The sequence below is a fragment of the Paenibacillus lactis genome (assembly GCF_017873605.1).
Taxonomy (GTDB): Bacteria; Bacillota; Bacilli; order Paenibacillales; family Paenibacillaceae; genus Paenibacillus_AQ; species Paenibacillus_AQ lactis.
This window is the reverse complement of record NZ_JAGGKI010000003.1, coordinates 523,162-549,334: the sequence shown is the minus strand read 5'-3', so window position 1 is coordinate 549,334 and position 26,173 is coordinate 523,162. Positions and strand designations below refer to the sequence as shown.

Sequence of the window (26,173 nt, the reverse complement as noted above, 5' to 3'; positions counted from 1 at the left end):
GGCATCCCGACCATGCTGCGGCTTGTGCAGCTAATCGGGAGCTCCTTTCTTTTCTTTTGAGGAAAGAAAATGGCCGCTCATATCTTGCAGGATTCCGGTCTGTCCTCAAGTTGTGGGGAAACAGCAAATCTTTTATACTGAAGGAAGGCGATACTCGAAGGAGGGAAACCATTGAAGGGAAAAGTGGCGCTGATTACCGGCAGTGCGACAGGACTCGGAAAAATGACTGCGCTGTCGTTAGCACGGCAGGGATGCAGTATTGTTATAAATTATGTCAACAGCAAGAATGAAGCGGAGGCGCTCTCCCGCGAAATTGAGAGCTTCGGCGTTAAATCCATCGTGGTAAAGGCCAATATTGCAGACGAGTCCGAGCTGTATTCCCTAGTTGATCAGACGGAACGCGAGCTCGGCACCGTGGATATCCTGGTTAACAACGCGGGTCCTTTCATCCGGGAAAGGCGCCTGTTCTCGGAATACAGCCGGGATGAAATCGTACATATGGTGAACGGCAACCTGACCGGCGTCATGCTGCTTGACCACCGGGTGCTGCCGGCGATGAGGGAGAAGCGATGGGGACGGATTATCCATTTCGGCTTCGGCCATGCCGGGGAAGCGCGCGCTTGGCCCCAGCGTGCCGCTTATGCGGCGGCCAAGGTGGGGCTCGTATCCTTCACGAAATCCTTGGCGGTCGAAGAGGCACCCTACGGAATTACCGTCAACATGATCTGCCCTGGCGACATCCGCGGGGCGAACAAGGAGAAGACGATCGACGAGGTGGCCGGCATCCATGACGGCATGACGCCGCGGGGACGCTCGGGCAGCGGCGAGGATATTGCAAGAGTGATTGAATATCTGTGCATGGATAAATCGGACTTCATTACAGGCAACATTATGGATATATCCGGCGGGCTGGATCCGATTCGTCCTTTGATCAAGCCGGAATAAGCACGCCATACCATACCGCCACAAAAAAGAGTCTTGGATCCCGAGGGGAGCCAAGACTCTTATACTAAACACAAGATTAAAATACTTGCACTACTTCTTGAATGCCTTCTACTTCCTCAACCAGGGCGCGTTCAATCCCTGCCTTCAAGGTGATGGTGGAGCTTGGGCAGCTGCCGCATGCACCCATCAATTTCAGCTTAACGATGCCGTCTTCAACGTCGACCAATTCCACGTCACCGCCATCGCGCTGCAGGAACGGACGAAGCTTATCAAGCACTTCAGCCACTTCATCGTATACAGTGGTTTGCGTGTTATCGCTCATCTTGTTCAACTCCTTTCCTCCCTATATTATAGTACATAAACCGGCAAATTAAAATGCCAATCTTAAGGAGGGGCTGTGACCGATGACCATCTATATTGAATTTTGCACAAGCAACTCCTATTTCGGAACGGATCAAGCATTGAAGAAGCTGGAAGGTCAATACGACTGCCAGGTGATCGAGTACGGCTGTCTGACCAGCTGCGGTCAATGCTATTTGATGCCCTTTGCGTATGTGGACGGCGACTGGGTGGAAGCGCCCACGGCGGAGGAGCTGTATGACAAGATATGCCGCCGGCTCGAAGCTTTGGCGGAAGGGAGGGAGCCCGAAGATTGAATCGGGCTCCCTATCCACTTTAATGAAGCGGGATCGCTGAATCTATGATTCGCCTAGTAGTGGCGCTTGGATTTCCAGAGCACGCCGCTCTTCAAAATCCGCGGCACGCGTCCGATGACCGAAGTATTGCCCATCAGTCCGAAGCCCGCATGCTTGCCGAGAGAGCCGAGGGTTCCCTTCAGCTTCAACGGCGATACCTTCGGCACATCATCGCGCCATAATGCCTTTAAGACGTGGCCGACTTGTTCCGCCTGGGCGCCGGCAGCCTGGGCGCTCGGTACGAACGGAAGGCTCGCGCAGTCGCCGATGACATATACCTCCGGATGGGAAGGTACCTGATAATACTGGTTCAGCAGCACGCGTCCGCTGCGGTCTTTTGGCAGATCGAGGTCCTGCACCACTTTTACAGGCTGGATGCCTGCCGTCCATACAGCCAGATCGGTGGCGATCGGCGTATCGAGATTATAGACGGCGTCCTTCTCCACTCTGGATACCGAGACCCCGCTATGGATCTCGACATGATGCTCCTCGAACCAGCGATGAATATAAGCGGACAACCGGTTAGGAAAAGAAGAAAGCACCCGCTGTCCCCGGTCCAGGATGGCGATATTGAGGTCAGGACGGCTTTCGCGAAGATCGGCCGCGAGCTCGATTCCGCTTAAGCCTCCGCCGATGATATGAACCTGGCTGTACGGCTTCAAATTGTTCAGCCGCAGATAGGTTTCCCGGGTCGCGGCGAACGACTGCAGGCTGTAGGTATACTCCTCCGCGCCCGGTACTCCGTGGTAACGATCCGTGCAGCCAAGCGCAATGGCGAGCTGATCGTATTCCACGGGATCCTGGTCCAATATGTTCACGCGCCGGTTCTCAAGATCAATCGATGTGACTTCACCATACAGGATCTGAAGCCGGTCATAAACCGGGAACTTGACACGAACGGCGGTATCGGCCACCGTGCCGGCTGCCAGCGCGTAGTATTCGGTCTTCAGTCCTTGGTAAGGCATGCGGTCGATGAGCACGACCTCCACGTCCGGGGGAAGATAGCCGCTGAATAATTCCTGAATTAAGGCAAGACCACCATAGCCTCCGCCGAGAATGACGAGCTTGTTCATAAAATTCTTCCTTTCTCAAGAGATAAGAATGAGAGATTGTTCGTAAGTGCCAGTCGCAAGAAAAACGCCGCTAGAAGCGGCTAGGAATCCCCACACTATAATATCTCTTTAACCTGTTTTCCGTTATTTCGAACGCTGATGCGGGTGCCGAAGTCTCCAGAAGGTTGGGGATTAGGCTGATCGATCGTTTATTCGTAAACCTTGATCTCGTTATAAAACGTGTCCCGTTCAACGGGGATGCGGCCTGCGCCTTGAATGAGCCATACGAGCTCTTTGCGCGTAAGGCCTTCCGGCGTCAGCGCCCCTGCAGCATGGCTGATCCGTTCCTTCAGAATCGTGCCGTGCACGTCCGAAGCGCCGAAGCTGAGCGATACCTGGGTCAACTGCGGGCCGATATTGATGAAATAAGCCTTGATGTGATCGATGTTATCCAGCATCAGCCGGCTGATCGCAATGGTCTTCAGATCCTCGTAGGCAGAGTTGCGGCGCATGATGCCGGCATTTTTACTCTTCGGCTGCATAGACAATGGAATGAAGACAAGGAAGCCGCCGGTTTCATCCTGCAGATCCCGAATCTGCATCATGTGCCGGATCCGGTCCTCATGGCTCTCGATCGCCCCGTACAGCATGGTGGTATGGGTCTTCATGCCGAGCTGGTGGGCGGTGCGGTGGACTTCAAGGTACTGGTCGACATTGGCTTTGTCCACCTTCATTTTCTGACGGTACTGGTCGGACAGGATCTCGGCTCCGCCGCCGGTGAGGGATTTGAGGCCCGCCTTCATGAGCTCTTCCAGCACTTCCTTCGTGCTCAGACCGCTGATGCGGGTGAAGAACTCGATCTCGGCTGCCGTGTAGGCCTTCAGGGTTACATCAGGGAAACGCTCGTTCAGCGCTTTGAGGGAATCGACATAATATTGGAACGGCACATGATTATTATGTCCGCCGACGATATGGAATTCACGGATGCCCGGGTGGATATGCTGTTCAACGTATTCGATCATCTCGGGACCGGACAGCGTATAGGAGCCTTCCTCGCCCTGATCCTTTCTGAAATTGCAGAACGCGCAGCGGGATTCACACACGTTCGTAAAGTAAAGGCTCATGTTCTCGATAAAATATACTTTCTTGCCGTTCTTGCGTAGATTCGCTTCATTGGCCAGCTGCCCGAGGGTCAGCAGGTCGTCCGTCTGGTACAGGTACACGCCGTCTTCGAGGTTGAGGCGCTCGCCGCTCCGTACCTTCTCAACGATCTCAGCCATTCTCCGATCGGTAAATGGTGTTATGATTGTGGACATACTTCCATCCTCCTGTTCACACTTCAGCTTCCGTGAAATCCGGCAGCTGAAATGATCATTAAGTAATCACTCCCCGCAGGGAACGGTCCGGTTCTCAAGGGTACAGCATCAACGTAACGATAGGGCTGAATAAAAACCAAACTTTGTGAAAAAATATACAACTGTAGACCGCCATAACCTTTTTCCCACGCGATATGCGGGAGTGTGACAATAATCTGACAGTTGCCGCCCATGTTCCTCCCCTATTATAAACCTGACCCTCCGGGGTAGCAATACAAATAGACGAATTGGAAAAAGGGAATCCGCAGGAAGAAGCGGCGGGCATTTACGGCCTTGAGGGATTGAGGGAAGAGGAGTATACTTAAGAGTGAACGAAAAGGAGGGTGACCTAAATGATTACAATCAGCGACACAGCTGCAGAGCGTTTGAAAGAGATGCTGGCTGAGCAGGAAACACCGAATATGTTCCTTCGTTTGGGTGTCACGGCCGGCGGATGCAGCGGTTTTTCGTATGCGATGGGCTTTGACGACCAGGAGACGGAAGATGATGTATATATGAACGTTCAGGATATGAAGGTGGTTGTCGAGAAGGACAGCATGAAATATTTGAACGGTCTTGAAATCGACTTTGAGGAATCCGGCATGACCGGGGGATTCACCATCCATAATCCGAACGCTACCGTCACTTGCGGCTGCGGCTCGTCCTTCCGCACGAGGGAAGATGCGGGTAAGCCAAGCGCTGAGCCTTGCTAAAACCGGAGTTACGCCATTAATGGTGTCGAATGTGGCCATGCGAAAGCAATGGCGCCATGGTTGCGGATTGTACCTGAAAAACGCAGTCCTCAATCGAGACAAGGAATGAAAACAACCCTATATTAGCGTTTTGGGATTGTGGATCACGACCTTCATGACGGTGAATAAACCGATATGGAGGTCGTTTTTAATGTCTCTGAAAACTCCTTTGTACAGTAAATGGATAATTATTTATTATATGGGTGAATGCGATTTTAATGGTTATACTGAAATCTATGGTTCAGCAAGTGCAAAAGAATTAAAAGATCTTCTGGAAAATAACCCTGAAATTTTAGTGATGGACACTGAAAATGGGGACCAGCTACCTCTAGGTCTTTTTTGGAAATATGAACATAGTAAGTAGGTGGTGAAAAAAATTAGATTTTCTTCATTGCAATATGCCTTCATTATTTTCTCAATGTTTGGGATCTGTTTTTTTATTAATGGTTTAATCATTCAGAATATTCTTGATCAAATTGTGAGTCACAAATTTAATATTGTAATTTAAGGAATATTCGCATCCTTCTTTGCACCTTTCTTGATTGGAGTTAAGGAGAAGCGAGTCACAATACTTAATTTTATCAAAATTGTTGTTTTAGTAATTCTAGTTCAACTAGTACTACCACTTGCTTCCTTTCAATTAATACGGCCGCTATATTCAAGATACGAAAGTATTTTTTATATGGTAGCAGAAATATTACCATTTTTTTGTATTTGAAATGAACTATGTAATTATGTCAATAGTAATTAATATTATTTCACTTTCTTTCGGCCTTTATATCGGTAGGAAACTAAACGGGGAGGCTCTATTGTAGAAACCGTATTCCTTCGATGGCCCATAAAAAATGCAGCTTTTCTTCATCGACGAAGAAAAAGCTGCATTTTTTTAGATAGCAGAAAAGTATAAACTTCGCGGAGTCAGCTTCCTGATATCGCGATGAAAAACTACCGCTAAACGAGGTCTGTCATCTTTGAATGTACGACGATAGACGTTTTTCTTATATTGCCCGCTCAAGCCGGAAAAAAGAACGTATCGTTCAGCATCAGCACAACCATCGCCGCTGCGACCAGCGAGAAGACGATACAGCCGGCTCCCAGGCCTCGGCGCTTATCCTTGATGAACCTGAAGCCCAGCACGAAGATAACAACCGTGACCGCTGCAAGGGCAAGCGACATGCCAATCATGGCAATCCAGTACAACACTTCAAACAAGCCAGCCAAAATGAAAATCCTCCTTGATCTAAAATCCCTATGTGTTATTAGTTATGGACATCCTGATGGTTTTACTATACGACAGAACACAGCATTTGGAAAGCGTACCGGTACAGACGACACGATAATGCCAAATTATTAGGCATACCGTCACGGACAATCATCCAAGAGGATACATGGCGGATCGAATACGATAACGTATGTCATGATAAAAGGAGGCGAAAGCAGCATGGCGGGAAGACAGCTGGCCAGCAAGTGGCTCAAAACGGAGGCGCTGCTGACGGATCCGCAAGTTGCTCCCTACATTCCGGCTACGATGCCGTATGCAGCGGATACTCTGGTCTCAATGCTGGATGAGCACGGCATGGTTGTGATTAAGCCGATCGTAGGAACTGGAGGCAACGGCGTGATCCGGGTACTGCAAGACGGAACGGGTTACTTGATCACCCATAAGAGGCGTTCCGTTCATGTAAATACACAACAATCTATGCAGTATGTGTTGTCCAGAATGAGGCTCAGACGACGCTACATCATCCAACAAGGCATTCATCTGGCCAGTATTCAAGGCCGTCCGCTGGATTATCGGGTTAAAGTGGTCAAGGAAAGGGGCAGATGGGAATTCCGCGCGATGCTGGGGAGACTTGCAAGTCCGGGGCTGTTTGTCACGAATATTTGCAAGGGTGGATCACTGCTCCGGCTGCGTCATGCGCTTCGTTTATCCCTGCCGCACATCAATGCTTGGGAGAAGCGGAATGAAATGCGCCATCTGACCCGGCAGTGCATCGCCATTCTGGAAGCAAGATTTCCGGGGATCGGTGAGCTTGGCTTCGATTACGGACTCGATCATGAAGGGAAGATTTGGATTCTTGAAGTGAATACAAGACCGGCCTAATAAATACGAAATTTTCCATATTATATCGTTTATACGAATTATTCATAGGGTAATAAAAAAATAACAATATATTATTGATTAAATTTTTTTATAGGAAGTTGTTCACGATCCTGTGTATAACAATTATCCCCATAATCCACTTTGATATGACCTCGTTTTTAACACTTACCAACAAATTATACACAGGATTTCCACAGAAGGTTGTGGATAAGCGAACAGTTGTTCCGTTTTTCTATGTCTGATATGATAGATTCAGGAAATTTGAGGAAGGGTGTGAGAGGGATGGCTATGTTGACGGATGAGATGCTGCTCGATTCCTATCATATGGCTGTTGAATTGAAGTTAGAGCGTGAGTTCATTACTCTACTGCTGGCCGAAATTCATAAACGGAACTTGGACACCAATTCCGGCAGCATCCTGCATTAATTCACATTTTTCGTATAAAGATCAGATAGATTACGACGCTGCATGCGTATAATGCGGGATGAAACAACCTGGTTCTACATATGTAGATCAACCGAATAGAAAAGGTATCTTCGATGGAAGGATCATCCCTTCTGATCAAAGATACCTTTTTTCTTGCTTTAAACACTGCTCTATTGCAGCAATTTCATAGATAGTAGATTCTTAGGCCGTGATTAAAGCTTCATGTTGCTGCTGTGGCCCGGAGCCAGTCTTGCTTCCGGATCGATGTATACTTTCGCGTTGTTGATCGCGGTAGGCGCCTCGCCGAAGCCGACGGCGATCAGCTTGACCTTGCCCGGATATGTCGTGATGTCGCCGGCCGCGAAAATGCCGGGAATGCTCGTCTCCATACGGGAGTCGACGACGATGGAGTTGCTCTCGATCGCGATTCCCCATTCCGAAATCGGTCCAAGCGAAGAAACGAAGCCGAAATTGACGATCACGTCATCCACTTCGATCTCCTGTGTTTCCTTCGTTTTGATGTGGGTCAGCGTCACCTTGCTGATCGTATCTTCACCGTGCAGCTCAGTGATCTCTGTAGGAGTAATGATATTCACCTTGGAAGCCATCAGCTGCTCGACGCTGTGCTCATGCGCGCGGAACTTGTCGCGGCGGTGAACCAGCGTCACCTGCTCGGCAATCGGTTCGATCATCAGCGCCCAGTCTACGGCCGAATCGCCGCCGCCGCTGATCAGCACCTTCTTGCCTTTGAAGCGGCTTAGATCGTTTACGAAATAGTGAAGATTGCTCTTCTCATATTTCTCCGCGCCCTCGATCTCCAGGCGGCGGGGCTGGAATGCGCCGACGCCAGCCGTAATGATAACCGCCTTGGCGTGGTGCTCTCCGAGATTCGTCTTGACGACAAAGTGGCGTTCTTCCAGCTTTTCGACAGACTGGACCTTCTCCTCCAGGCGGATATCCGTGTTGAACAGATCCATCTGTTTGGACAGATTGTCCACAAGCTCCTGGGCCGTAACCTTCGGGAATCCTGCCACATCATAAATATATTTCTCAGGATACAGCGCTGCCAGCTGGCCGCCAAGCTGAGGCATGCTCTCAATCAGCTTTACCGACGCTTGGCGCATCCCGCCGTAAAACGCAGCAAACATCCCTGCAGGTCCGCCGCCGATAATCAATAGGTCGGTCATGCTGTTGTCTTGTGGCGTCGTTGTCATGCGGTAAGCACCTCCGTTTATTAGGGTTCTATTCGAATCAGACAGACGATTGTCTAAGATTATGCTGATTCATGAATTCCCTAACTATTATAATCGTCACGACCCGGCATGAAAAGTCGAGAATTGAGCTAAAATACCTACACTTGCGATGATTGCGCTTACTTTACACGAGGGGGGATGCGATGCGGCGGGGGCTACATATTAACTGGCAAAAAAAACTTGATCTTTGCTTGCTTTATGCATATTATTAACGTGATAACTTGTGTTCATAGCAGGTTGACTGAATAGGACAGCATCTGGATAAACATCCGAATCCACCCGGGTTTTCGGGCCTGGACGAGCATGGACGGACACAGTCAGGTCAAATCGTGAAATGGGCTCTGATGAGGGGCTCTTCTCTTTTTTTGCATGCTTTTCACAAAATGTTAACAAGTAAACCATACTATATATATAAAGAGTCAAGCCGGAAGGAGCAGGAGAATGAGCAGCATACCGAAGATCGTAATCCTTGGTGCGGGTTACGGGGGCATATTGACAGCGCAGCGGCTGCAAAAAGAGCTGAATTATAATGAGGCCGACGTTACTTTGGTGAATCGACATGACTACCATTATATAACAACGCATTTACATATGCCGGCAGCAGGAACGGACAGCATCGAGAATACGCGGGTATCCATCTCGAAGCTGATCGACGAATTCAAGATCGATCTGGTGAAATCCTCGGTTCAAGAGATCCGACTTCATGATAAGAAGGTTATTCTTGAGGATGGCACCCTATCTTATGATTATCTCGTGATCGGACTCGGCGGCGAGCCGGAGACGTTCGGCATTCCAGGGCTTGCCGAGCATGCGATGACGATCCGGAGCATTAACTCGGTGCGGCTGATCCGGGAGCATATCGAGTATCAGTTTGCTTTGTATAAAAATGAACGCAGACCGCAGGAGCGCATTAACTTCGTCGTTGGCGGCGCGGGCTTCAGCGGCATCGAATTCGTCGCGGAGCTGGCTGACCGCATTCCGAAGCTGTGCAAGGAATATGACGTTGACCCGACGCTGGTGAACATTTACAACGTAGAGGCTGCGCCGTCCGCGCTGCCGGGCTTTGCGCCGGAGCTGGTCGATTACGCGATCCGCGTGCTGGAGAAGAAGGGAGTCACCTTCAAATTCGGCGTAGCCATTAAAGAGTGCCTGCCTGGCGCCGTCCTTCTGAACAACGGGGAAGAGATCCGTTCCCAAACCGTTGTGTGGACCGGCGGGATCCGGGGGAACCGCCTTGTTGAAGCGGCGGGCTTCGAGACGATGCGCGGCCGCGTCAAGGTGGACGAGTATTTGCGGGCTCCGGGATACGAGAACATTTATATTATCGGCGACAACTCGCTGATTTTTAATGATGAAGGCCGTCCTTATCCGCCTACCGCCCAGATTGCCATGCAGCAAGGCGTTTGCTGTGCGCAGAATATCGTGGCTTCGATCCGCGGCAAGGCGATGCGGAAGTTCGAATTCCATAACAAAGGCACAGTTGCCTCTCTCGGCAAGGGAGAAGGAATCGCCGTCGTCGGCGACAAGAAATATCAGGGCTGGAAGGCCGCTCAGCTCAAGAAGCTGGTGGATTTGCGATACCTCTTTATTATCGGCGGCATTCCGCTTGTCCTGAGAAAGGGAAGGTTTCTGTAAATGAGACACTGCAGCGTTCAGGTGCGGGGACTGCTCACGAGAGAGGAGCTGGACCGCTATAATGCATTGATGGAGGTCGGCTCCTATCTGGAATCGCAGGAACGCTACGACCTGGCGTATACGATCCAGCAGGAAGTGGATATTCTCATCCTTCCCGCCATTGAGCGACTGAAGGAAAAGGGGCGTGCCCGGGACCGGGCGACGGCCGAGTATTTGGAAAGCCTGAGTAAGCAGGAGCAGGAAGACGACGAGTAAGAGGGATGACGTCTTGGAGTGCCACGAAGCACATGAAGATTTTCATTCTGCATTCTAGTATAGACGATCGCTTTCTTGGTTCTAATCCCAAAAAAGGTGGAAGACATGCTCGAAGAGAGCACCTGTCCTCCACCTTTTTCGTTTAAGGGAGCGGCTTGGTGGTCGAAGGCTTTCCCAAAGGAAAATCTTGCAGCGCACACACATGCCTAGACTGAATGTCTCCGTTGGATAGAGGATCCCCATTGAAGTGGGGACAGCGATGGGAACTATAAGCAGTTCTCGCATTGTCCCCAAACACAACAAGAGGGCCCCGCCAGATCAAAGATCTTTTGGGTAACCCTCTTAATTGTTGCAGCGAATGGCGACGTTTAAACCTTCATAAGCTCGGTAAACGAGGCTTGGTCCAGCAAGTTGCCGACATAGAACGGCCCGAACTCGCCAAAGCGTGCGCTGACTTCATCAAAACGCATTTCATAGACAAGCTTCTTGAACTGCAGCGCATCGTCCGCGAACAGGGTAACGCCCCACTCCCAGTCGTCAAAGCCGACGGAGCCGGTGATGATCTGCTTCACCTTGCCGGCATATCCGCGGCCGATCAGGCCATGGCTTTGCATCATCGATCGGCGCTCATCCATGCTCAGCATGTACCAGTTGTCCGACAAATCGCGCTTTTTGTTCATCGGGTAGAAGCAGATATGCTTTGCTTTCGGCAGGGATGGCTTCAAGCGGGCCACGACATGCGGATTTTGCATCGGATCCTCGTTCGAGGAGCCTGCCAAATAGTTGCTCAGCTCGACGATGCTTACGTAAGAGTAGGCTTTGGTTGTGAACTGAGCGAAGGTTGTTTTGTTAAAAGCATTCTCGATCGCGTTCAGTTCCTCCAGCGTCTCGCGCAGGTGCATGAACACAAAATCGGCCTTCTGACCGACAATCGTATATACGGCGGTGCTTCCCTGCTTGGCTTCGTCAACGGCAGCCCACTCCTCAAGGAAGCCGTTCAGCTCGTCCAGCGCAAAGGCGCGAACCTCATCGTCCGCGGCTTTCCAGGCGGACCAATTGATCGTGCGGAAATCATGCAGGGCATACCAGCCTTCAAGCGTCATTGCAGCTTCGTTCATGAGATCACTCCTAAACAATATGTTCGATAGCTCCCGAGCGGATCACCGCTTGCTATCATGACAACTCCCTACATTGTACTGTACACGCGGTCCGCAGAGCAAACGCGTCACAATTCATTCACGGATTGTTCGTTGATCTGTGACATTTTTTTTAGTAAACTAGCTATTAGCTGAAGCTGAGGCCTTGCTGTATCTTGCTGCACAGCAGCAACCTGATAGGCTGCTATGCGTAGGCGATAAAGAAGAGGTGAATAAGGCGACCATGCTTCAATTTATTCCTGTACTTGTACTGATGATTCTATTCTTTGTCATGATGTTCGGTATCGGCTTTATCCTTAATATGCTGATGAAGACGACCTGGTTTCCGTGCTTTTTGTTTGTCATCGTCATTCTGCCGGTCGTTGTATACAGCTTGTGGGATCGGAGTCAGACGCCGTTTTGGACTCACGTCGGATCATTCCAGCTGGTGGATTACCTGACCGGCGTTGCCGGACTGATCGGCGCTTATATGAGCGGATGGACGATCAAGACTTTGCGGATCAAAGGCTTTAAAATGTTTTAGAACATGCAGCAGCGATTTCATAGGAACATTTTACGCACATGCGGCATATCCGCTTCAAGGGATTTGAAGCAGGAGCAATAGGCGAATAGGATGATGGCGGCGGCTCTTCGATACTGGGGGCCGCCGCTTATTATTCGCTCTGAACGAATGAGGCGCTTGCATGGAATTCCAATATTTTTGATGCAAAAGAACCGACTTCCGATCCCTTGATTTGTGATAGAATAGAGGAAGTCTATTTTTGGGCGACAGGGGGAGCAACAGCGATGCGCATGACTAATTTTTTATATTTTACCGAGAATCACCGTTACTGCGTATACCGTGACTTCTGTTTGAGCAGCTTGGACGACAAGATGCTCGGCTCGATATATCAGCCGATGGTAGGCGCCTTTGCGATCAGTCTGTACCGTCTTTTCGTCCAGCATGTGCCGGCCGAGAAGGTCGGGTACTCGGCGATCGAACAGCAGCGGCGGCTGTTTCTGACGCTGGGGCTGGAGCCCAGTGAGAAAGGACGCCGGTATCTCATAGAGCAAACCTCCAAGCTGGAGGCGGTAGGCTTGCTGCAGACGAGCCGGATGTTCGTCCCCGAGACGGACGACTACATCTACGAGTATGAGCTGCAGGCTCCGCTCAGTCCTGCCGAATTTTTCAACACGCAGCATTTGACACTGCTGCTCCGCGATAAGGTCGGCAAATTCGCCGTACTGTCGCTCCGCGAGGAGCTGTGGAGCAAGGAGCCCCATGAATGGTCGGGCATTTCGCTGAACAAGGAGAACATTTCGGTTCCCTTCTATGATATTTTCGAATTGAATACCCATGTGATCGATTACGAATTGGAGCAGGCTCTGGAGGAGGTAGCGGTGTCCAGGCCGGCCTTGCCGCCGACCCCGCCGGGAGAAGGGCTCAATTATGCGGACATTATCCTCCGCTTCCCGCGCGAGTCCCGCAATCGGGTGTTCGTGGAGCGTCTCCGCTACGATCATGAGCAGATGGGGATCGTGAATTACGTGGTCCGCAAGTATGATCTCAGCGTTCAGGACCTGTGCCGTCTTCTGGACGAGGACGGAATCTTCACCGAGCACGGGGAAATTGTCCTGGACGATCTGCAGCACAAGGCGAGCCTTCATTTCCGCCAGGGAATGAAGCTTCAGGAGAAGAGGCAGATTACGGCCGGCAAGGTGGTAGCCCTGCATCAGGAATTGAATACGGATCCGGATAAGCCTGCCGAGGAGCATGCCGTGCAGATGGAGTATTACGTCGAGGTGCCTGCGCAGTTCCAGTCGAAGTGCGATATTCATCAATATAATATGATGCTGCGCAATGAGCCGTATACCCGGCTGCTGCAGACGTTCTTCCCGGGGGCCGTACCCGCGCAGTTCCTGGACATTTTCGAGAAGATCGACCTTAGTTACAAGCTGCCGGGCGAGGTCATCAACGTACTGATTCATTATTTGGTGTCGTTGATCGCCGTCGGCGGCGAGCAGCGGATCAACCGTAATTTCGTGGAGGCGATCGCTTCCAACATGCTGCTGAAGCAGGTTAACAGCTATGAGAAGGCTGTTCAATATATAAGGGACCAAGCCAAGATGAAAGGCAAGCAGAAGCAGGGCTCAACACGCACGCGTACATACGCTAGAAGCGGACAGGCGAAGCCCGAAATTCCGGTGGCGCTGGAGACCGATAAGGGCGAGGCGGTAACGGATGAAGAATTCGAAGAGATGATGAGGTTCGCTGCCGAGATGCAGGCCGGCAATAAGAAAGGCGTATAAGAACCAAAGATGCTATAGATGAAGGAGGGAGAGAGATGGAATCCCTTGGCGAGCTGCTGGAAAGTATGAAGAGCTCTGCGCTGCGGCGCAGAACGGCCGAGATTACGGAGGAGCTGCTGAAGAACCCGCTTATTCAGGCGATGCGTGCGGAATATCCGGAGATTGACGACCGGGTGCTGCGCATCAATTTAAGCAAGCTGTACCAGTATGCCGGCGATCAGGCCAACTGCAAGCAGTGTCCGGGACTGGACCGTTGCCCGAATGATTTCCAGGGACACTACAGCAAGCTGGATATTCAGCGGGTCAACGGAACGGTGGAGATTTATGAACGGAAAACGCCGTGCTCCCTGCAGGTTGCCAAAACGAATGAGGATCAGATCCGGAAGCGGATCCGCAGCTTCTATGTCGACGACAAAGCGCTGAATGAAGGCTATGACCATATGGAGATTATGGCCAAGGACCGGCTGAGAGCTCCCGGAGTTCATCAGGTGTTCAAGTATATTAAGGAGACGAAGGAGAATGGGCTGAGTCCCCGGGGATTGTATTTGACCGGATCCTTCGGCACCGGCAAGACTTATTTGATGGGCTATCTGCTCTATGAGCTGGCGATGGCGGGGTATTCGGGCGTAATCGTGTATATGCCTGATTTTGTAGAGGATCTGAAAACGATGATGCAGGACGGACCGAAGCTGAAGGAAATGGTCGAGACGATGAAGAACTGCGATCTGTTGATCTTCGACGATATCGGCGCCGAGAATTTAAGCCCTTGGGTACGGGATCATGTGCTGGGGTCGATTCTGAATTACCGGATGAACCGCAAGCCGACCTTCTACACGTCGAACTATCCGCTGGACGGACTCGAGCGGCACCTAAGCTTTACGAGCAAGGACGGGGAAGAGGCCCATAAGGGGCAGCGGCTGATGAACCGCATTGCACCGTTCGTGGACGTCGTTCATTTATACGGCGAGAATCAGAGGGGAAAATTCTAGGCAAGGCTGCTGCCTATAGAAATGTAAAAAAGCCTGATCCCTTTAGCGTCACAGGACGCGATGACAGGGATCAGGCTTTTCTTAGCGCAAGGAGCCGTCAATTAGCCGACCAAAAATTTGATAATGACGAATCCGAAGAAGATGATGGTCATGAAACCGAACATCCCAAGAAAGCCCATCATCAAATCGCTGAAATCATTGCGCGGTTCTTCATTGATGTGCTCCCGCGGATCGTTCATGCGCACGTTTACATCCATGGTGCTTGCCTCCTCAAAAAGGTGAACATTCCGTATGCACGGCTAAGACAGGTCACCCGACTTATTATTAGTAGTATACCCAATGTCCAAATCATTTGTAAAGATTGCATGAATATTCCGAGAATTCCCCTTTCTTTAGGTGAGTATATTTCACTTTTTCTTAAAGTTTGTGGTATACTAAAACCGTCGACGCATTCGACATTATGATTCGCGCTATATCTTGAAATTATCCTGTAAGGAGGAGTATACAATGGCTATCGTTAATGTTACCGATCAAACCTTCGCCAACGAAGTGGAAGGTCAAGGAACGGTTGTAGTTGATTTCTGGGCCCCATGGTGCGGTCCTTGTAAAATGCTCGCTCCGATTCTGGACGAATTGTCCCAAGAACTCGGCGACGATGTAAAAATCGCAAAGGTGAACGTGGATGAAAATCCGGAATCCGCAGCACGCTTCGGCGTTATGAGCATTCCGACGATGATTTTCTTTAAAGACGGCCAGCCTGTCGATAAAGTGGTAGGGCTTAACTCCAAAGAAGCCTTGAAAGGCATCATTGCGAAGCATCAATAATGCTTGATAAGCAAGTGCCGCTACCGCAATAAAGCTTCCATAAAGCGCCTTCGGTCAACAATCCGATAGGCGCTTTATGCGGTTTATCATCAGGATTTTGCAGCATCCGATTACTGCCGCTTCCGGGTACAATATATAGATCCCGATCAGCGCCTCGTGAACGAGCCGCCCGCGAGCGCCTTTGGCGCCACGAACAAAACCGTTGACCTATACATTGCAGATTGAACGTCGCTTTTTGGATTTTTTGCAGCATTCTCATCATAATCATATATAATCTTCTTGGAGAGGAGGAAGAAGATGGACGACTTCGGCAAACAACTGCAGGAGCAGGAGAAGGCGCTGGAGAATATCCGGCACAAGCTGGCGCTGCTGCCCGATCAGCCCGGGTGCTACCTGATGAAGAACCGGGAAGGAACCATTATTTATGTCGGCAAGGCCAAAGTGCTGAAGAACCGGGTGCGCTCTTATTTTACCGGCAGCCACAACGGCAAGACCCAGATGCTGGTGGCCGAAATCCGCGATTTCGAATACATCGTAACGGGCAGCAATATGGAAGCGCTCATCCTGGAGTGCAACCTGATCAAGACGCACCAGCCAAGATATAATGTTCTGCTGAAGGATGACAAAACCTATCCATATCTAAAAATTACGAACGAAGAGCATCCCCGTCTCGAAGTAACGCGCCGGGTGCTTAAAGATAAAGCCAAGTACTTCGGCCCGTATCCGAACGCTTATGCCGCTCAGCAGACGAAAAAGCTGCTCGACCGCATGTATCCTTTGCGCAAATGCGGGGTTATGCCGAAAGAGGTGTGCTTGTATTATCATATGGGCCAATGCATGGCTCCATGCGTGAAAGAGGTGCCGAAGACCGCCTACGAGGAGATCACCAGCGAAATCACCTCCTTTCTAAGCGGCGGCCATGAAGAGATCAAGAAGGAGCTGCAGCGCAAAATGCAGGAAGCCGCAGAGGACCTGTATTTCGAACGCGCCAAGGAGCTGAGGGACCAGATCATCCATATCGACACCTTGATGGAGAAGCAGAAGATCACCACAACCGATACCCGGGACCGTGACGTATTCGGTTATGCCGTGGATAAGGGCTGGATGTGCGTGCAAATTCTGTACATGCGCCAGGGGAAAATGGTGCAGCGCAACAAATCCATCTTTCCGTTCTACGGCGACGCGCACAGCGATTTCATGTCCTTCATCGCGCAGTACTACAGCGAAAACCCTGCCGTGCCGCAGGAAATCCTGCTTCCGGGGCCGGTCTTGATCGAGGAGGCCGACTCCGATGCGCAAGACAGCATCGCGGCCAAGGATGATTCGATATCGGAGGGAGCAGGCAGCCGAGCCGCTGCTTCCAACGAGAGCGGCCCGGCCCAAGGCACCGGTGAGGGCGATACCGCTGGATCGCCTGCCTTAGCAGTCGCTGAGGACCCGTCCGGCTCAGGTTCGGCCGGCGGTCCGGAAAGCCCCGGGCAAGGGGAGGAGGCCGAACGTCTGGCCGCCGCGACAAAAGCCGAGAACGAGCGGGCGGAGGCTGCCGGCCTGGTGGACGCCGCCGGAGGTGCAGCCGCCTTGCAGGAATGGCTCGGCGTTAAGGTCCATGTGCCGCAGCGCGGCTTAAAGCGCCAGATGGTCGGGATGGCGATTGAAAATGCAAAGGTTGCGCTGGATGAGAAATTCCGCTTAATCGAACGAGATGAGGAGCGGACATCGATTGCCGCGGCCAATCTCGGCGAAGTGATCGGCATCGAATCCCTGAACCGGATCGAGGCGTTTGACAACTCGAACATACAGGGAACGAATCCGGTTTCGGCGATGGTCGTGTTTACAAACGGGAAACCGGATAAGAAGGAATACCGGAAGTACAAAATCCGCACCGTGCAGGGGCCGGATGATTACGAGACGATGCGTGAGGTCATCCGGAGACGGTACGAGCGGGTGCTGAAGGAGAATCTGCCGCTGCCGGACCTGATCGTGGTCGACGGCGGCAGGGGACAGATATCGGCTGCGATCGATGTGCTGGAGAATGAGCTGGGACTGTTTATTCCGGTCTGCGGGCTTGTGAAGGATGCCAAGCATAGAACGGCGCAGCTGATGGTCGGCGATCCGCCGCAGCCGGTGTCCCTGCCGCGGGACAGCCAGGAGTTCTACCTGCTTCAGCGCATCCAGGATGAGGTCCACCGGTTTGCGATCTCCTTCCATCGAGAGCAGCGCGGCAAATCGATGGTTTCGTCCAAGCTGGACTCGATCCCGGGCATCGGCGAGAAGCGGCGGAAGCTGCTGCTGAAGCATTTCGGCTCGATCAAAAAAATAAAAGAGGCTTCAGTCGAAGACTTTAAGCCCCTTTCGATCGGTGAAAAATTAGCTACAGATATACTCAATGCCCTTCGTGATGAGGAGTCGTGACATACGGCTTCTCTTTTTTTGTTGGATTCAAGCGATAGATCACGTAAGCCACGATTGCCGGCAGCACCATATAGAACAGGCCGATTAGCACATTAGGGGCCCCTTGAAGCATGACCAGGCTGATTCCCATGAGAATGCTGTTGAAGACGACATGCGAGAACATGGCCGCAATATATCCGTATTTCAGGAAAATATAGCTGAACAGCAGGCCGATAATGACCAGCTCAATCGGGCGGGATACGACTGGGTAAATCGGATACAGCGTATGGCCTAGCGCCCAGATGATCGAGGTGATCAAACTCGCGACAAAGGTGCTGCGCACGATTTTCTTCACCATTCTAATGCCGAACAGCCGGTATACCGCTTCCTCCGAAATGCCTGCCAGCCAAGCCATCAGCGGAAACAGCCATGGATAGAGCATGTTGTAAGGCGACTGCGAGGCATCGGTCGTGGACCAGGTGTTCAAGGTCAGGCCGAGCGCGATGAAGATCAAGGACTGAATGCCGAGCAGAATGAGGGCCCACAAATAGCCCACCTTCATGCTTTCCAAGACATAGCGGCCGTACCCGGGCTCCTTGGCACGCGGCCACGGATTAAGCCCGTCTTCCTTTCGCCATAGACCGCTTCCGCCGACAAGCGAGAAATAGAGCAGGGCGGAGAAGACGAGGGAGTAGATGGCGTAGAAGATCATCATCCCGATGATGCCGGTCTCGGACATTCCTTGTGCCTTAAAGACCGGAACCAGGTTGTACGTATTCAGCATCTGGATGACAAACAACAGGACGGACAGCAGGATACCGCGCTTAAACGAGGTATAGGCTCTGGTCTTGACGCTGTAGACGATGGCCAGGATACCGAGCACAAGCGTAAACAAACCGTACCCGACCAGCGTCAGCAGCGTTGCATCCTGCGTCTGCTTGTTCACATAGGCAGCATGCGCTGCCGGAACCGAGAACGCGGGCTCGAAGGAACGCAGTGTCCCATGTTCAAAGGTAAACTCCAGCTGCAGCCTCGAATCCCCGATGGCGGCTTCCGTGACGGTATATCTCAGCTTAGGTTCGCCTTCCCGGGTAGAAAGCTGCAGCTGCGTCGCATCGTATCCGGCCCACTTGAGCCACGGCTCCGCGAGCGCCTGCTTCTCGGCCAGCGTCATGCCTTCCTCAACCAGAAGCAGCATTTGCTTCCGGACCTCCCCTTGATTCAGCTCGATCCTGTCGTAACTGGAGCGGGCGGAATCATAGGAGAATCCCGCGATGCCGGCATTCTGCATATGCACATCCACGTTCAGCGCATCGCCACCCGGCAAGGTGAAGCGGACGCGGTATACGTCATATGGGTATTTGGCTTCGTAATTCTTGTTATACTCCTTTAGCTTCTTTTCCTTGGCCAAATATCCGTACAGCTCGGAGTTGGACTGGTATGTAACAAGGGGGTCTTGCCCTTCGGAAGCAGGAAACCCTAAACGTTCGCGAGCGAACCGTGACGCCGCTTGCGCAGCCTCATCCTTGGAAATGATTTGCGGATAGGGCGTATCGGTCGACTCGAAGGAAGTGGATGGGAGTACCTGGAATATAAGAAACAGGATCAGACCGATGATGGCCGGTGCGATAAGCTTCTTTAGGTTAGGCGTCAGCTTCAGGGGCTCTTCGGCACGGTTCATGAAATTCCTCCTCTTAATTTTAGTGCTTTCCGATATGAATAACCGGCCCCGCAAAAAGCGGATCATAGAGTCAATATAACATACATATGAAGAACAAGCCCTGCTTATCCCAAAGGGCCAATAATGAAATAAAACGCTGAAAATGAATGAAAGGTTTCGAAAACGTTAGAGAACCATATCCTTGTACTCTTGAATATGCCCAATTCGCGCTCATTTAAAGACTTTTTGGTAAAAAAACGACGTTGGGTTCGCTTCCGGATTGCGTTATAATCACATCATGCTTCAAGGAACCGAATAAACCAGCCGAATTTCGTAATGAGAACGGGGGAACCATGTAATTGGGGTGAATTTCATGATCTCTTTCGGATCATGGATAGGGCGGCCTGTGATAATGCCCGAATCCGTCAGCTAACCTCGTAGGCTGTTGCACAGGAACCAGACCGTGAAGGGCACTGTTTTCCAGTGTCTTTTTTCTTTGATTTTTTTGGAGAAGGTGAAACTTTGAACTCAAAAATGAAGTGGCTTAAGCTGTCACCTCCGCAGATCCTTGCGCTCGGTTTTGCGGCGGCGATCCTGGTCGATACCATTCTGCTCATGCTGCCCGTATCCAGCAGGACCGGCGAACCGATCAGCGGGATTGACGCCATGTTTACGGCGGCTTCCGCCGTCTGTCTGACCGGGCTTGTTGTCGTGGATACAGGCACAAGCTTCAGTGCTTTCGGACATACGGTGATCCTTCTGCTCATTCAACTCAGCGGGCTCGGGTTTATGACGATGGCAACCCTGTTCGCCCTGGTATTCAAGCGGAGGATATCGCTCAAGGACCGGCTTGTTCTGCAGGAAGCGATGAATCAGTCCTCCATCGAAGGGATCGTTCGTTTGATCCGGCGGGTGTTTATCTATTCCTTGACCTTCGAGGCGTGCGCTGCCGTACTGTTTACACTGCGCTGGGCATGGGATATGCCTATTGGAAAAGCCATCTATTTTGGGGTGTTCCATTCCGTTTCGCTGTTTAACAATGCGGGCTTCGATCTGTTCGGTGATTTTCATAGTCTCACGGATTATGTCGATGATCCGTTGGTAAACATCGTATCCATGCTGTTGATCATATCCGGCGGCATCGGGTTCGTTGTATTATCCGATTTGATCGATTTCCGTCAAAAAAGGAAGCTGTCGCTTCACTCCAAAGTCGTTCTCTCGATGTCGGGGGCGTTGATCTTCATCGGGGCGATCATCATATTTATTTTTGAGTTCACCAATCCGTTAACGCTGGGCTCCTTGGACGGGGGAGGTAAAGTGCTCGCCTCGTTCTTCCAATCGGTCAGTCCGCGAACAGCGGGCGCGAATTCGATTGATATCGGCGGCCTAAGGCAAGCTACGCAATTTTTCATTATTATACTTATGTTTATCGGAGCGTCGCCGGGATCGACCGGGGGCGGAATCAAGACGACAACCTTTATGGTGATGGTAGGGGCCGTGTTCGCAATGATGAGAGGGCGTGAGGACATCGTCTTATTCCGGTTTCGCCTCGCTCAGGAGCGGGTCTTAAAGGCGTTAACGATTGCGCTTCTTGCGCTGCTGCTCGTATTGACGGTATCCATGATCCTGTCCACGACAGAGGATGCGGATTTTCTGGAGATTCTATTCGAAACGACCTCGGCCTTCGGCACCGTCGGCTTGTCGATGGGATTGACGCCGGATTTGACGGTGTTCGGCAAAATATTGATCAGCTTAACGATGTTTGCCGGACGTCTAGGTCCGCTGACGCTGGCTTATGCACTCGGTCCGAAAAAGGGTAAAGAATTGTATCGTCATCCGGAAGGCAAAATGATTATTGGATAAGGAGTATAGGAGAGACATGAAACCAAAGCAATTTGCAGTGATCGGTTTGGGGCGGTTCGGCTCGAGTCTGGCACTGGAACTAATGGAACTAGGCTATGAGGTTCTCGGCATTGACCGGAACGAAGAGGTCGTCGAGGATATGAGCGAGTATCTGACCCATACGGTGGTCGCCGATGCTACGGATGAGGAGATGCTGAAATCGCTCGGCATCCGCAACTTCGACTGCGGGATCGTCGCGATCGGAGACGATATCCAGATGAGCATTCTGTCCGCCATCCTGCTCAAGGAGCTTGGCGTATCGACCGTCGTGGCCAAAGCGATTTCCGTGCTGCACGGCCGGGCGCTGCAGAAGCTGGGTGTGGACCGGGTCATCTTCCCCGAACGGGATATGGGAATCCGTGTGGCTCACCAGCTGGTTACGCCGAATCTGCTCGACTATATCGAATTATCTAAGGATTATTTGATCGTGGAAATGACGGTAACCGATTGTATGGACGGCAAGACGTTAAGCGAACTGAACACGCGCGTCCGTTACGGTGTCACGGTGGTCGCCCTCAACAAGCGATCCGGCATTATCGTCGCGCCGACGGCGATGGACGTGGTCAACGCCGGCGATGTTATGGTCGTCATCGGCTCCAACGACAATGTGGAGCGGTTTGAGACGGAAGTCGTGAATCTGCAGCAGAAATAATACAAAAAAACCTGACGATCTCTAGGTCGTCAGGTTTTTTCGCTGCTTCTCTTCCGCGAGGCTTCGGAAGAGCACCTCGGTTTCGTTAATCCAGCGGCGGGCGGCGCTGCTAAGCTCTGAAGCATCCCCGTAAATCAGGGAGGTCGTCCGCCGCGTCTCCATGAGCGCGGGGATGTGAATGTCCACAAGCCCGTTGTCGGAGAGCAGCTGCGGACGGAGGTATGATTTCGGAAGCAGGGCCGCTGCTTTGCAGGTCGGGATCAAGCGGACGATCGCTTCGAAGGAATCGATCTCCATCCGAATATCGGGCATGATGCCCCACCGGTGAAACAGGTCGTCCGTCAGCTTACGGTACCAGGTGCCGGTCGAGAAAATAATCATCGGAAGCCCCTGGAGGTGCTCGACCTCGACATCCTCCAGCTCCGCCAGCGGATGGACGGCGGGAATGACGAGCTCCAGATGATCGTCAAACAGGGGAATGCAGTTTAGTCCCGGTTGGTTGATGGAAGAGGCGACGATGCCGACATCCACCCGTTTATCCCTTACATAAGAAACGATCTCATGGGTTTTGCCGGTAATCAGCTTGATTTCCGCGGCGGGATGCCGCTCCATGAACGCGTTGACGAGCGGGGGCAGCGTCGTCTGCAGCGTCGTAAGGCTCGCGCCCAGATTAATCGAGATCTGCTCCCCTTCCCGATAGTGGGCGAGCGTCTGCATGAGCTTCAGCTGCTGCTGGCGCTGCTCCAGCGCAAAGGTATATACGATCTGTCCGATCGACGTCAGCTCAAGGCGCTTGCCGCGCCGGTTGAACAGGGGCAGGCCGAGCTCGTCTTCGAGCTTGGCGATCTTCCGCGAGAGCGCAGGCTGGGACAGATTCAGCAGCTTGGATGCTTTATTGATGCTGGATTGCTCCACCACAACGGCAAACATGTCCAGATCTTCGAACATGATATTCCTCCATTATATATAGGATGGTGTTCCAATATCCCCTTATGCGTATAGATTATAACGATTAATAATTATATTGCAATTCCCTTATAAGAAAAAAAGGAGTAACATGAAACATGACACAGGATGTTCACACGTTTGTGGAAAAAGGGAACATTTTGTCGTTGCACGCGAAAAGCACAGTATAAGTAAGTGTAATTGTTCCGTAAATAGGAAAGAGTGAAATTGAAAACGCTGCACATTGGAAAGGGGAACGTCAACTGATGAAAGGGTATTATTCCAGAAAGCTGCATTCCTTACTCGGTGTCATACCGCTTGGAGCATTTCTGCTCAGCCACATGATATCCAACTTTCAGGCTTTCGAGGGTGGAAAGGAAGGCTTCAAGGGAGCCGTGAATTTACTGAACAGCTTGCCTCTAATCTTCTTCCTTGAGCTGTTCTTGATCTGGCTGCCGCTGATGTACCACGGCATTTATGGTCTGTACATTGCGTATCAGGCCAAAAACAACATCGGCAATTACAATTATGAGCGGAACATCCGTTTTACCGTTCAGCGGATTACCGGGGTTATTACGTTCGTATTTGTGATCTGGCATATGTACGACACCCGTTTTCAGATCATGATCGGCAAGATCACCCATGATGATCTGGGTGCCGTCATGCACGATATCGTGAGCAATCCTGTATTATTTGTTCTGTATATTATCGGCGTTGTATCGGCTACGTTCCACTTCGCGAACGGCCTTTGGGCATTCCTCGTCAGCTGGGGCATTACCGTCGGCCCGCGCGCGCAGCGAGTATCCACATACATTTGCATGGGCTTGTTCGTATTTATGAGCGTCCTGTTTATCCTTGCGATGACCGGATTCAGAAACTCCGAGTTCCAAGCTGCGCAAGCAGCGATCGATGTAGTTAAGACAGTCTTGGCTTAAAGTGCAAGTTCAAAAAGCCGGTTTTTCAGCACCGAGAAGGTTGGATGAAGTTAGGGACTGAAGGGCGGAGCGTACGATTTGGGTACGTGAGCACTGGAAGGCCCGGCTGAGTTCAAGATTCGATGCCGAGTTACATCTTGATACACTACGTGATCAAAAGACGACTTTTTGAACAACCTCTTAAAGGAGTGAACGTATAAATGGCAGCATCTAATATTATCGTAGTGGGCGGCGGCCTTGCCGGACTGATGGCAACCATCAAAGCGGCCGAAGCAGGAGCCCATGTTCATTTGTTCTCACTGGTACCTGTGAAACGTTCTCACTCTGTGTGCGCGCAAGGCGGCATTAACGGAGCGGTTAATACGAAAGGTGAAGGCGACTCCCCGTGGGAGCACTTTGACGATACGGTTTACGGCGGGGACTTCCTGGCGAACCAGCCGCCGGTTAAAGCGATGTGCGAAGCCGCTCCGGGCATTATTCACCTCATGGATCGCATGGGCGTTATGTTCAACCGTACGCCTGAAGGCCTTCTGGATTTCCGCCGCTTCGGCGGAACGAAGCATCACCGCACGGCGTTTGCCGGAGCGACCACCGGCCAGCAGCTGCTGTACGCGCTTGACGAGCAGGTGCGCCGCTGGGAAACTGCAGGTCTCGTGACCAAATACGAGAACTGGGAGTTCCTGAACGCGGTTATTGATGACGAGGGCGTATGCCGCGGCATTGCCGCCCAGGACCTTCGCTCCATGGAGATCCGGGCGTTCAAGGCAGATGCCGTCATTCTGGCCAGCGGTGGCCCCGGCATCATTTTCGGTAAAACGACGAACTCGGTTATCAACACCGGTACGGCAGCAAGCGCGGTATACCAGCAGGGCGTATACTACGCTAACGGCGAATTCATCCAGATTCACCCGACCGCCATTCCAGGCGACGACAAGCTGCGCCTGATGTCGGAATCGGCCCGCGGTGAAGGCGGCCGGATCTGGACTTATAAAGACGGAAAGCCTTGGTACTTCCTCGAAGAGAAATATCCTGCATACGGCAACCTCGTTCCGCGGGATATCGCGACTCGCGAAATTTTCTCCGTATGCGTGGACATGGGCCTTGGCATTAACGGCGAGAACATGGTATACCTGGATCTCTCCCACAAGGATCCGAAGGAGCTGGACGTGAAGCTAGGGGGCATCATCGAGATCTATGAGAAGTTTATGGGTGACGACCCTCGCAAAATTCCAATGAAGATCTTCCCTGCAGTCCATTATTCCATGGGCGGCATGTGGGTCGATTACAACCAGATGACGAATATTCCTGGCCTGTTCGCAGCCGGGGAATGCGAATATCAATATCACGGAGCCAACCGCTTGGGCGCGAACTCGCTCGTATCGGCCATTTACGGCGGCATGGTCGCAGGTCCGAAGGCGATCGAGTATGTTAAAGGCTTGAAGAAATCGTCCGAGGATATCTCCTCCAGCGTCTTCGACCGGTACACGAAAGAGCAGACCACGAAGTACGAAGGGCTTCTGAAGATGGAAGGCACGGAAAATGCTTACGTGATTCATAAAGAGCTTGGCGAATGGATGACCAACAACATGACCGTTGTCCGCTACAACGACAAGCTCCAGGAGACGATCAACAAGATCAAGGAATTGAAGCAGCGCTACCGCAACATCAACATGACCGATACGTCCCGCTGGAACAACCAAGGCGTGGCATTCACGCGTCAGCTGTGGAACATGCTGGAGCTTGCGGAAGCAATGACGCTTGGAGCCCTGCTCCGGAATGAAAGCCGCGGAGCTCACTATAAGCCGGAATTCCCTGATCGCGATGACGAGAATTTCCTGAAAACAACGAAAGCGAAATGGACGCCAGAAGGACCGCAAATCTCGTACGAAGAAGTGGATGTTTCCTTAATCCCGCCGCGTATTCGCGACTATTCGAAAGAAAAGTAAGAAGGGGGAT

At 51.6% G+C, this 26,173-nt stretch carries 26 protein-coding genes and 1 riboswitch; of the genes, 17 read left to right on the top strand and 9 right to left on the bottom strand.

What is annotated here, in order from left to right; genetic code table 11:
- Positions 1-171 precede the first annotated feature (171 nt).
- Entirely contained in the window at positions 172-945 is a 774-nt protein-coding gene (locus tag J2Z18_RS08225; RefSeq protein WP_007131985.1) for an SDR family oxidoreductase, read from the top strand.
- A gap of 76 nt (positions 946-1,021) precedes the next feature.
- On the opposite strand, the gene J2Z18_RS08220 is transcribed toward J2Z18_RS08225, so the two are convergent.
- A complete protein-coding gene (locus J2Z18_RS08220; RefSeq protein WP_007131986.1) occupies positions 1,022-1,267 on the bottom strand; it encodes a NifU family protein in 246 nt (81 codons plus the stop codon).
- 82 nt (positions 1,268-1,349) lie between these two features.
- Here J2Z18_RS08220 and J2Z18_RS08215 point away from each other — a divergent pair, with 82 nt between their 5' ends.
- Positions 1,350-1,601: a YuzB family protein gene (locus J2Z18_RS08215; protein ID WP_210094565.1), complete on the top strand. Its 252-nt coding sequence runs from the start codon at positions 1,350-1,352 to the stop codon at positions 1,599-1,601.
- Between the two features lie 53 nt (positions 1,602-1,654).
- Here J2Z18_RS08215 and J2Z18_RS08210 read toward each other — a convergent pair whose 3' ends face one another.
- The gene (locus tag J2Z18_RS08210) at positions 1,655-2,713 is read right to left on the bottom strand and encodes an NAD(P)/FAD-dependent oxidoreductase (RefSeq protein WP_210094564.1); all 1,059 of its coding nucleotides are present in this window, start codon (positions 2,711-2,713) and stop codon (positions 1,655-1,657) included.
- Between the two features lie 188 nt (positions 2,714-2,901).
- Positions 2,902-4,008: an aminofutalosine synthase MqnE gene (gene mqnE, locus J2Z18_RS08205; RefSeq protein WP_007131989.1), complete on the bottom strand. Its 1,107-nt coding sequence runs from the start codon at positions 4,006-4,008 to the stop codon at positions 2,902-2,904.
- Positions 4,009-4,400: 392 nt separating this feature from the next.
- Here mqnE and J2Z18_RS08200 point away from each other — a divergent pair, with 392 nt between their 5' ends.
- Positions 4,401-4,760: a HesB/IscA family protein gene (locus J2Z18_RS08200; RefSeq protein ID WP_007131990.1), complete on the top strand. Its 360-nt coding sequence runs from the start codon at positions 4,401-4,403 to the stop codon at positions 4,758-4,760.
- Positions 4,761-4,950: 190 nt separating this feature from the next.
- Positions 4,951-5,163, top strand: coding sequence for a hypothetical protein (locus J2Z18_RS08195; RefSeq protein WP_210094563.1), 213 nt, complete (start codon positions 4,951-4,953; stop codon positions 5,161-5,163).
- A gap of 647 nt (positions 5,164-5,810) precedes the next feature.
- Here the strand turns inward: J2Z18_RS08195 and J2Z18_RS08190 are convergent.
- Positions 5,811-6,020, bottom strand: a complete 210-nt coding sequence (locus J2Z18_RS08190; protein ID WP_028404799.1) for a hypothetical protein — start codon at positions 6,018-6,020, stop codon at positions 5,811-5,813.
- Between the two features lie 220 nt (positions 6,021-6,240).
- Here J2Z18_RS08190 and J2Z18_RS08185 point away from each other — a divergent pair, with 220 nt between their 5' ends.
- Together J2Z18_RS08185 and J2Z18_RS08180 are read left to right on the top strand one after the other, a co-directional pair.
- Positions 6,241-6,903, top strand: coding sequence for a YheC/YheD family protein (locus tag J2Z18_RS08185; RefSeq protein WP_028404800.1), 663 nt, complete (start codon positions 6,241-6,243; stop codon positions 6,901-6,903).
- A gap of 282 nt (positions 6,904-7,185) precedes the next feature.
- Positions 7,186-7,329 carry a sporulation histidine kinase inhibitor Sda gene (locus J2Z18_RS08180; RefSeq protein WP_028404801.1) on the top strand — a complete coding sequence of 48 codons (144 nt, stop codon included), beginning with the start codon at positions 7,186-7,188 and terminating at the stop codon, positions 7,327-7,329.
- Positions 7,330-7,541: 212 nt separating this feature from the next.
- Here the strand turns inward: J2Z18_RS08180 and J2Z18_RS08175 are convergent, their stop codons facing one another.
- The gene (locus tag J2Z18_RS08175) at positions 7,542-8,543 is read right to left on the bottom strand and encodes an NAD(P)/FAD-dependent oxidoreductase (RefSeq protein ID WP_007131994.1); all 1,002 of its coding nucleotides are present in this window, start codon (positions 8,541-8,543) and stop codon (positions 7,542-7,544) included.
- A gap of 480 nt (positions 8,544-9,023) precedes the next feature.
- On the opposite strand from J2Z18_RS08175, the gene J2Z18_RS08170 reads away from it, so the two are divergent.
- On the top strand, positions 9,024-10,217 hold the full coding sequence (locus tag J2Z18_RS08170) for an NAD(P)/FAD-dependent oxidoreductase (RefSeq protein WP_210094562.1): 1,194 nt from the start codon (positions 9,024-9,026) through the stop codon (positions 10,215-10,217).
- Positions 10,218-10,472, top strand: coding sequence for a hypothetical protein (locus tag J2Z18_RS08165; protein WP_007131996.1), 255 nt, complete (start codon positions 10,218-10,220; stop codon positions 10,470-10,472).
- A gap of 368 nt (positions 10,473-10,840) precedes the next feature.
- Here J2Z18_RS08165 and hemQ read toward each other — a convergent pair whose 3' ends face one another.
- Positions 10,841-11,590 (bottom strand): hydrogen peroxide-dependent heme synthase, encoded by a 750-nt coding sequence (gene hemQ, locus J2Z18_RS08160; protein WP_007131997.1) that lies wholly within the window; start codon positions 11,588-11,590, stop codon positions 10,841-10,843.
- 262 nt (positions 11,591-11,852) lie between these two features.
- Between hemQ and J2Z18_RS08155 the strand changes: the two genes are divergently transcribed.
- The 3 genes from J2Z18_RS08155 (at position 11,853) to dnaI (ending at position 14,907) form a co-directional block, all read left to right on the top strand.
- Entirely contained in the window at positions 11,853-12,152 is a 300-nt protein-coding gene (locus J2Z18_RS08155; protein WP_007131998.1) for a YuiB family protein, read from the top strand.
- Positions 12,153-12,415: 263 nt separating this feature from the next.
- A complete protein-coding gene (locus J2Z18_RS08150) occupies positions 12,416-13,918 on the top strand; it encodes a replication initiation and membrane attachment family protein (protein WP_210094561.1) in 1,503 nt (500 codons plus the stop codon).
- A gap of 35 nt (positions 13,919-13,953) precedes the next feature.
- On the top strand, positions 13,954-14,907 hold the full coding sequence (gene dnaI / locus J2Z18_RS08145) for a primosomal protein DnaI (RefSeq protein ID WP_210094560.1): 954 nt from the start codon (positions 13,954-13,956) through the stop codon (positions 14,905-14,907).
- Positions 14,908-15,008: 101 nt separating this feature from the next.
- Here the strand turns inward: dnaI and J2Z18_RS08140 are convergent, their stop codons facing one another.
- Positions 15,009-15,164, bottom strand: coding sequence for a hypothetical protein (locus J2Z18_RS08140; RefSeq protein WP_007132001.1), 156 nt, complete (start codon positions 15,162-15,164; stop codon positions 15,009-15,011).
- Between the two features lie 250 nt (positions 15,165-15,414).
- Between J2Z18_RS08140 and trxA the strand changes: the two genes are divergently transcribed.
- Positions 15,415-15,732 carry a thioredoxin gene (gene trxA / locus J2Z18_RS08135; protein ID WP_007132002.1) on the top strand — a complete coding sequence of 106 codons (318 nt, stop codon included), beginning with the start codon at positions 15,415-15,417 and terminating at the stop codon, positions 15,730-15,732.
- Positions 15,733-16,029: 297 nt separating this feature from the next.
- Positions 16,030-18,144, top strand: coding sequence for an excinuclease ABC subunit UvrC (gene uvrC, locus J2Z18_RS08130; protein ID WP_210094559.1), 2,115 nt, complete (start codon positions 16,030-16,032; stop codon positions 18,142-18,144).
- Here the strand turns inward: uvrC and J2Z18_RS08125 are convergent.
- Positions 18,116-19,804, bottom strand: a complete 1,689-nt coding sequence (locus tag J2Z18_RS08125; protein WP_210094558.1) for a CPBP family intramembrane glutamic endopeptidase — start codon at positions 19,802-19,804, stop codon at positions 18,116-18,118. The genes uvrC and J2Z18_RS08125 overlap by 29 nt on opposite strands.
- Before the next feature lie 291 nt (positions 19,805-20,095).
- Positions 20,096-20,242: riboswitch (cyclic di-AMP (ydaO/yuaA leader) on the top strand.
- A gap of 75 nt (positions 20,243-20,317) precedes the next feature.
- On the opposite strand from J2Z18_RS08125, the gene J2Z18_RS08120 reads away from it, so the two are divergent.
- A complete protein-coding gene (locus tag J2Z18_RS08120) occupies positions 20,318-21,646 on the top strand; it encodes a TrkH family potassium uptake protein (protein WP_376773064.1) in 1,329 nt (442 codons plus the stop codon).
- A 16-nt stretch (positions 21,647-21,662) separates the two neighbouring features.
- Complete coding sequence (locus J2Z18_RS08115; RefSeq protein ID WP_007132006.1) at positions 21,663-22,337, top strand: potassium channel family protein; 675 nt, start codon at positions 21,663-21,665, stop codon at positions 22,335-22,337.
- Between the two features lie 21 nt (positions 22,338-22,358).
- Here J2Z18_RS08115 and J2Z18_RS08110 read toward each other — a convergent pair whose 3' ends face one another.
- On the bottom strand, positions 22,359-23,285 hold the full coding sequence (locus tag J2Z18_RS08110) for a LysR family transcriptional regulator (RefSeq protein WP_007132007.1): 927 nt from the start codon (positions 23,283-23,285) through the stop codon (positions 22,359-22,361).
- Between the two features lie 263 nt (positions 23,286-23,548).
- On the opposite strand from J2Z18_RS08110, the gene J2Z18_RS08105 reads away from it, so the two are divergent.
- Together J2Z18_RS08105 and sdhA are read left to right on the top strand one after the other, a co-directional pair.
- Positions 23,549-24,217: a succinate dehydrogenase cytochrome b558 subunit gene (locus J2Z18_RS08105; protein WP_028404807.1), complete on the top strand. Its 669-nt coding sequence runs from the start codon at positions 23,549-23,551 to the stop codon at positions 24,215-24,217.
- 200 nt (positions 24,218-24,417) lie between these two features.
- The gene (gene sdhA, locus J2Z18_RS08100; RefSeq protein WP_028404808.1) at positions 24,418-26,163 is read left to right on the top strand and encodes a succinate dehydrogenase flavoprotein subunit; all 1,746 of its coding nucleotides are present in this window, start codon (positions 24,418-24,420) and stop codon (positions 26,161-26,163) included.
- The last annotated feature ends 10 nt before the right edge of the window (positions 26,164-26,173 follow it).

Bases quoted from the DNA above. Each gene is read 5' to 3' on its own strand.
- trxA (WP_007132002.1), top strand. From the start codon at position 15,415: ATGGCTATCGTTAATGTTACCGATCAAACCTTCGCCAACGAAGTGGAA.
- J2Z18_RS08120 (WP_376773064.1), top strand. From the start codon at position 20,318: ATGAAGTGGCTTAAGCTGTCACCTCCGCAGATCCTTGCGCTCGGTTTT.
- uvrC (WP_210094559.1), top strand. From the start codon at position 16,030: ATGGACGACTTCGGCAAACAACTGCAGGAGCAGGAGAAGGCGCTGGAG.
- J2Z18_RS08110 (WP_007132007.1), bottom strand. From the start codon at position 23,285: ATGTTCGAAGATCTGGACATGTTTGCCGTTGTGGTGGAGCAATCCAGC.
- J2Z18_RS08175 (WP_007131994.1), bottom strand. From the start codon at position 8,543: ATGACAACGACGCCACAAGACAACAGCATGACCGACCTATTGATTATC.
- J2Z18_RS08220 (WP_007131986.1), bottom strand. From the start codon at position 1,267: ATGAGCGATAACACGCAAACCACTGTATACGATGAAGTGGCTGAAGTG.
- J2Z18_RS08125 (WP_210094558.1), bottom strand. From the start codon at position 19,804: ATGAACCGTGCCGAAGAGCCCCTGAAGCTGACGCCTAACCTAAAGAAG.
- J2Z18_RS08185 (WP_028404800.1), top strand. From the start codon at position 6,241: ATGGCGGGAAGACAGCTGGCCAGCAAGTGGCTCAAAACGGAGGCGCTG.
- J2Z18_RS08105 (WP_028404807.1), top strand. From the start codon at position 23,549: ATGAAAGGGTATTATTCCAGAAAGCTGCATTCCTTACTCGGTGTCATA.
- dnaI (WP_210094560.1), top strand. From the start codon at position 13,954: ATGGAATCCCTTGGCGAGCTGCTGGAAAGTATGAAGAGCTCTGCGCTG.
- J2Z18_RS08215 (WP_210094565.1), top strand. From the start codon at position 1,350: ATGACCATCTATATTGAATTTTGCACAAGCAACTCCTATTTCGGAACG.
- J2Z18_RS08210 (WP_210094564.1), bottom strand. From the start codon at position 2,713: ATGAACAAGCTCGTCATTCTCGGCGGAGGCTATGGTGGTCTTGCCTTA.
- mqnE (WP_007131989.1), bottom strand. From the start codon at position 4,008: ATGTCCACAATCATAACACCATTTACCGATCGGAGAATGGCTGAGATC.
- J2Z18_RS08180 (WP_028404801.1), top strand. From the start codon at position 7,186: ATGGCTATGTTGACGGATGAGATGCTGCTCGATTCCTATCATATGGCT.
- J2Z18_RS08195 (WP_210094563.1), top strand. From the start codon at position 4,951: ATGTCTCTGAAAACTCCTTTGTACAGTAAATGGATAATTATTTATTAT.
- hemQ (WP_007131997.1), bottom strand. From the start codon at position 11,590: ATGAACGAAGCTGCAATGACGCTTGAAGGCTGGTATGCCCTGCATGAT.
- sdhA (WP_028404808.1), top strand. From the start codon at position 24,418: ATGGCAGCATCTAATATTATCGTAGTGGGCGGCGGCCTTGCCGGACTG.
- J2Z18_RS08170 (WP_210094562.1), top strand. From the start codon at position 9,024: ATGAGCAGCATACCGAAGATCGTAATCCTTGGTGCGGGTTACGGGGGC.
- J2Z18_RS08140 (WP_007132001.1), bottom strand. From the start codon at position 15,164: ATGGATGTAAACGTGCGCATGAACGATCCGCGGGAGCACATCAATGAA.
- J2Z18_RS08165 (WP_007131996.1), top strand. From the start codon at position 10,218: ATGAGACACTGCAGCGTTCAGGTGCGGGGACTGCTCACGAGAGAGGAG.
- J2Z18_RS08200 (WP_007131990.1), top strand. From the start codon at position 4,401: ATGATTACAATCAGCGACACAGCTGCAGAGCGTTTGAAAGAGATGCTG.
- J2Z18_RS08155 (WP_007131998.1), top strand. From the start codon at position 11,853: ATGCTTCAATTTATTCCTGTACTTGTACTGATGATTCTATTCTTTGTC.
- J2Z18_RS08150 (WP_210094561.1), top strand. From the start codon at position 12,416: ATGCGCATGACTAATTTTTTATATTTTACCGAGAATCACCGTTACTGC.
- J2Z18_RS08115 (WP_007132006.1), top strand. From the start codon at position 21,663: ATGAAACCAAAGCAATTTGCAGTGATCGGTTTGGGGCGGTTCGGCTCG.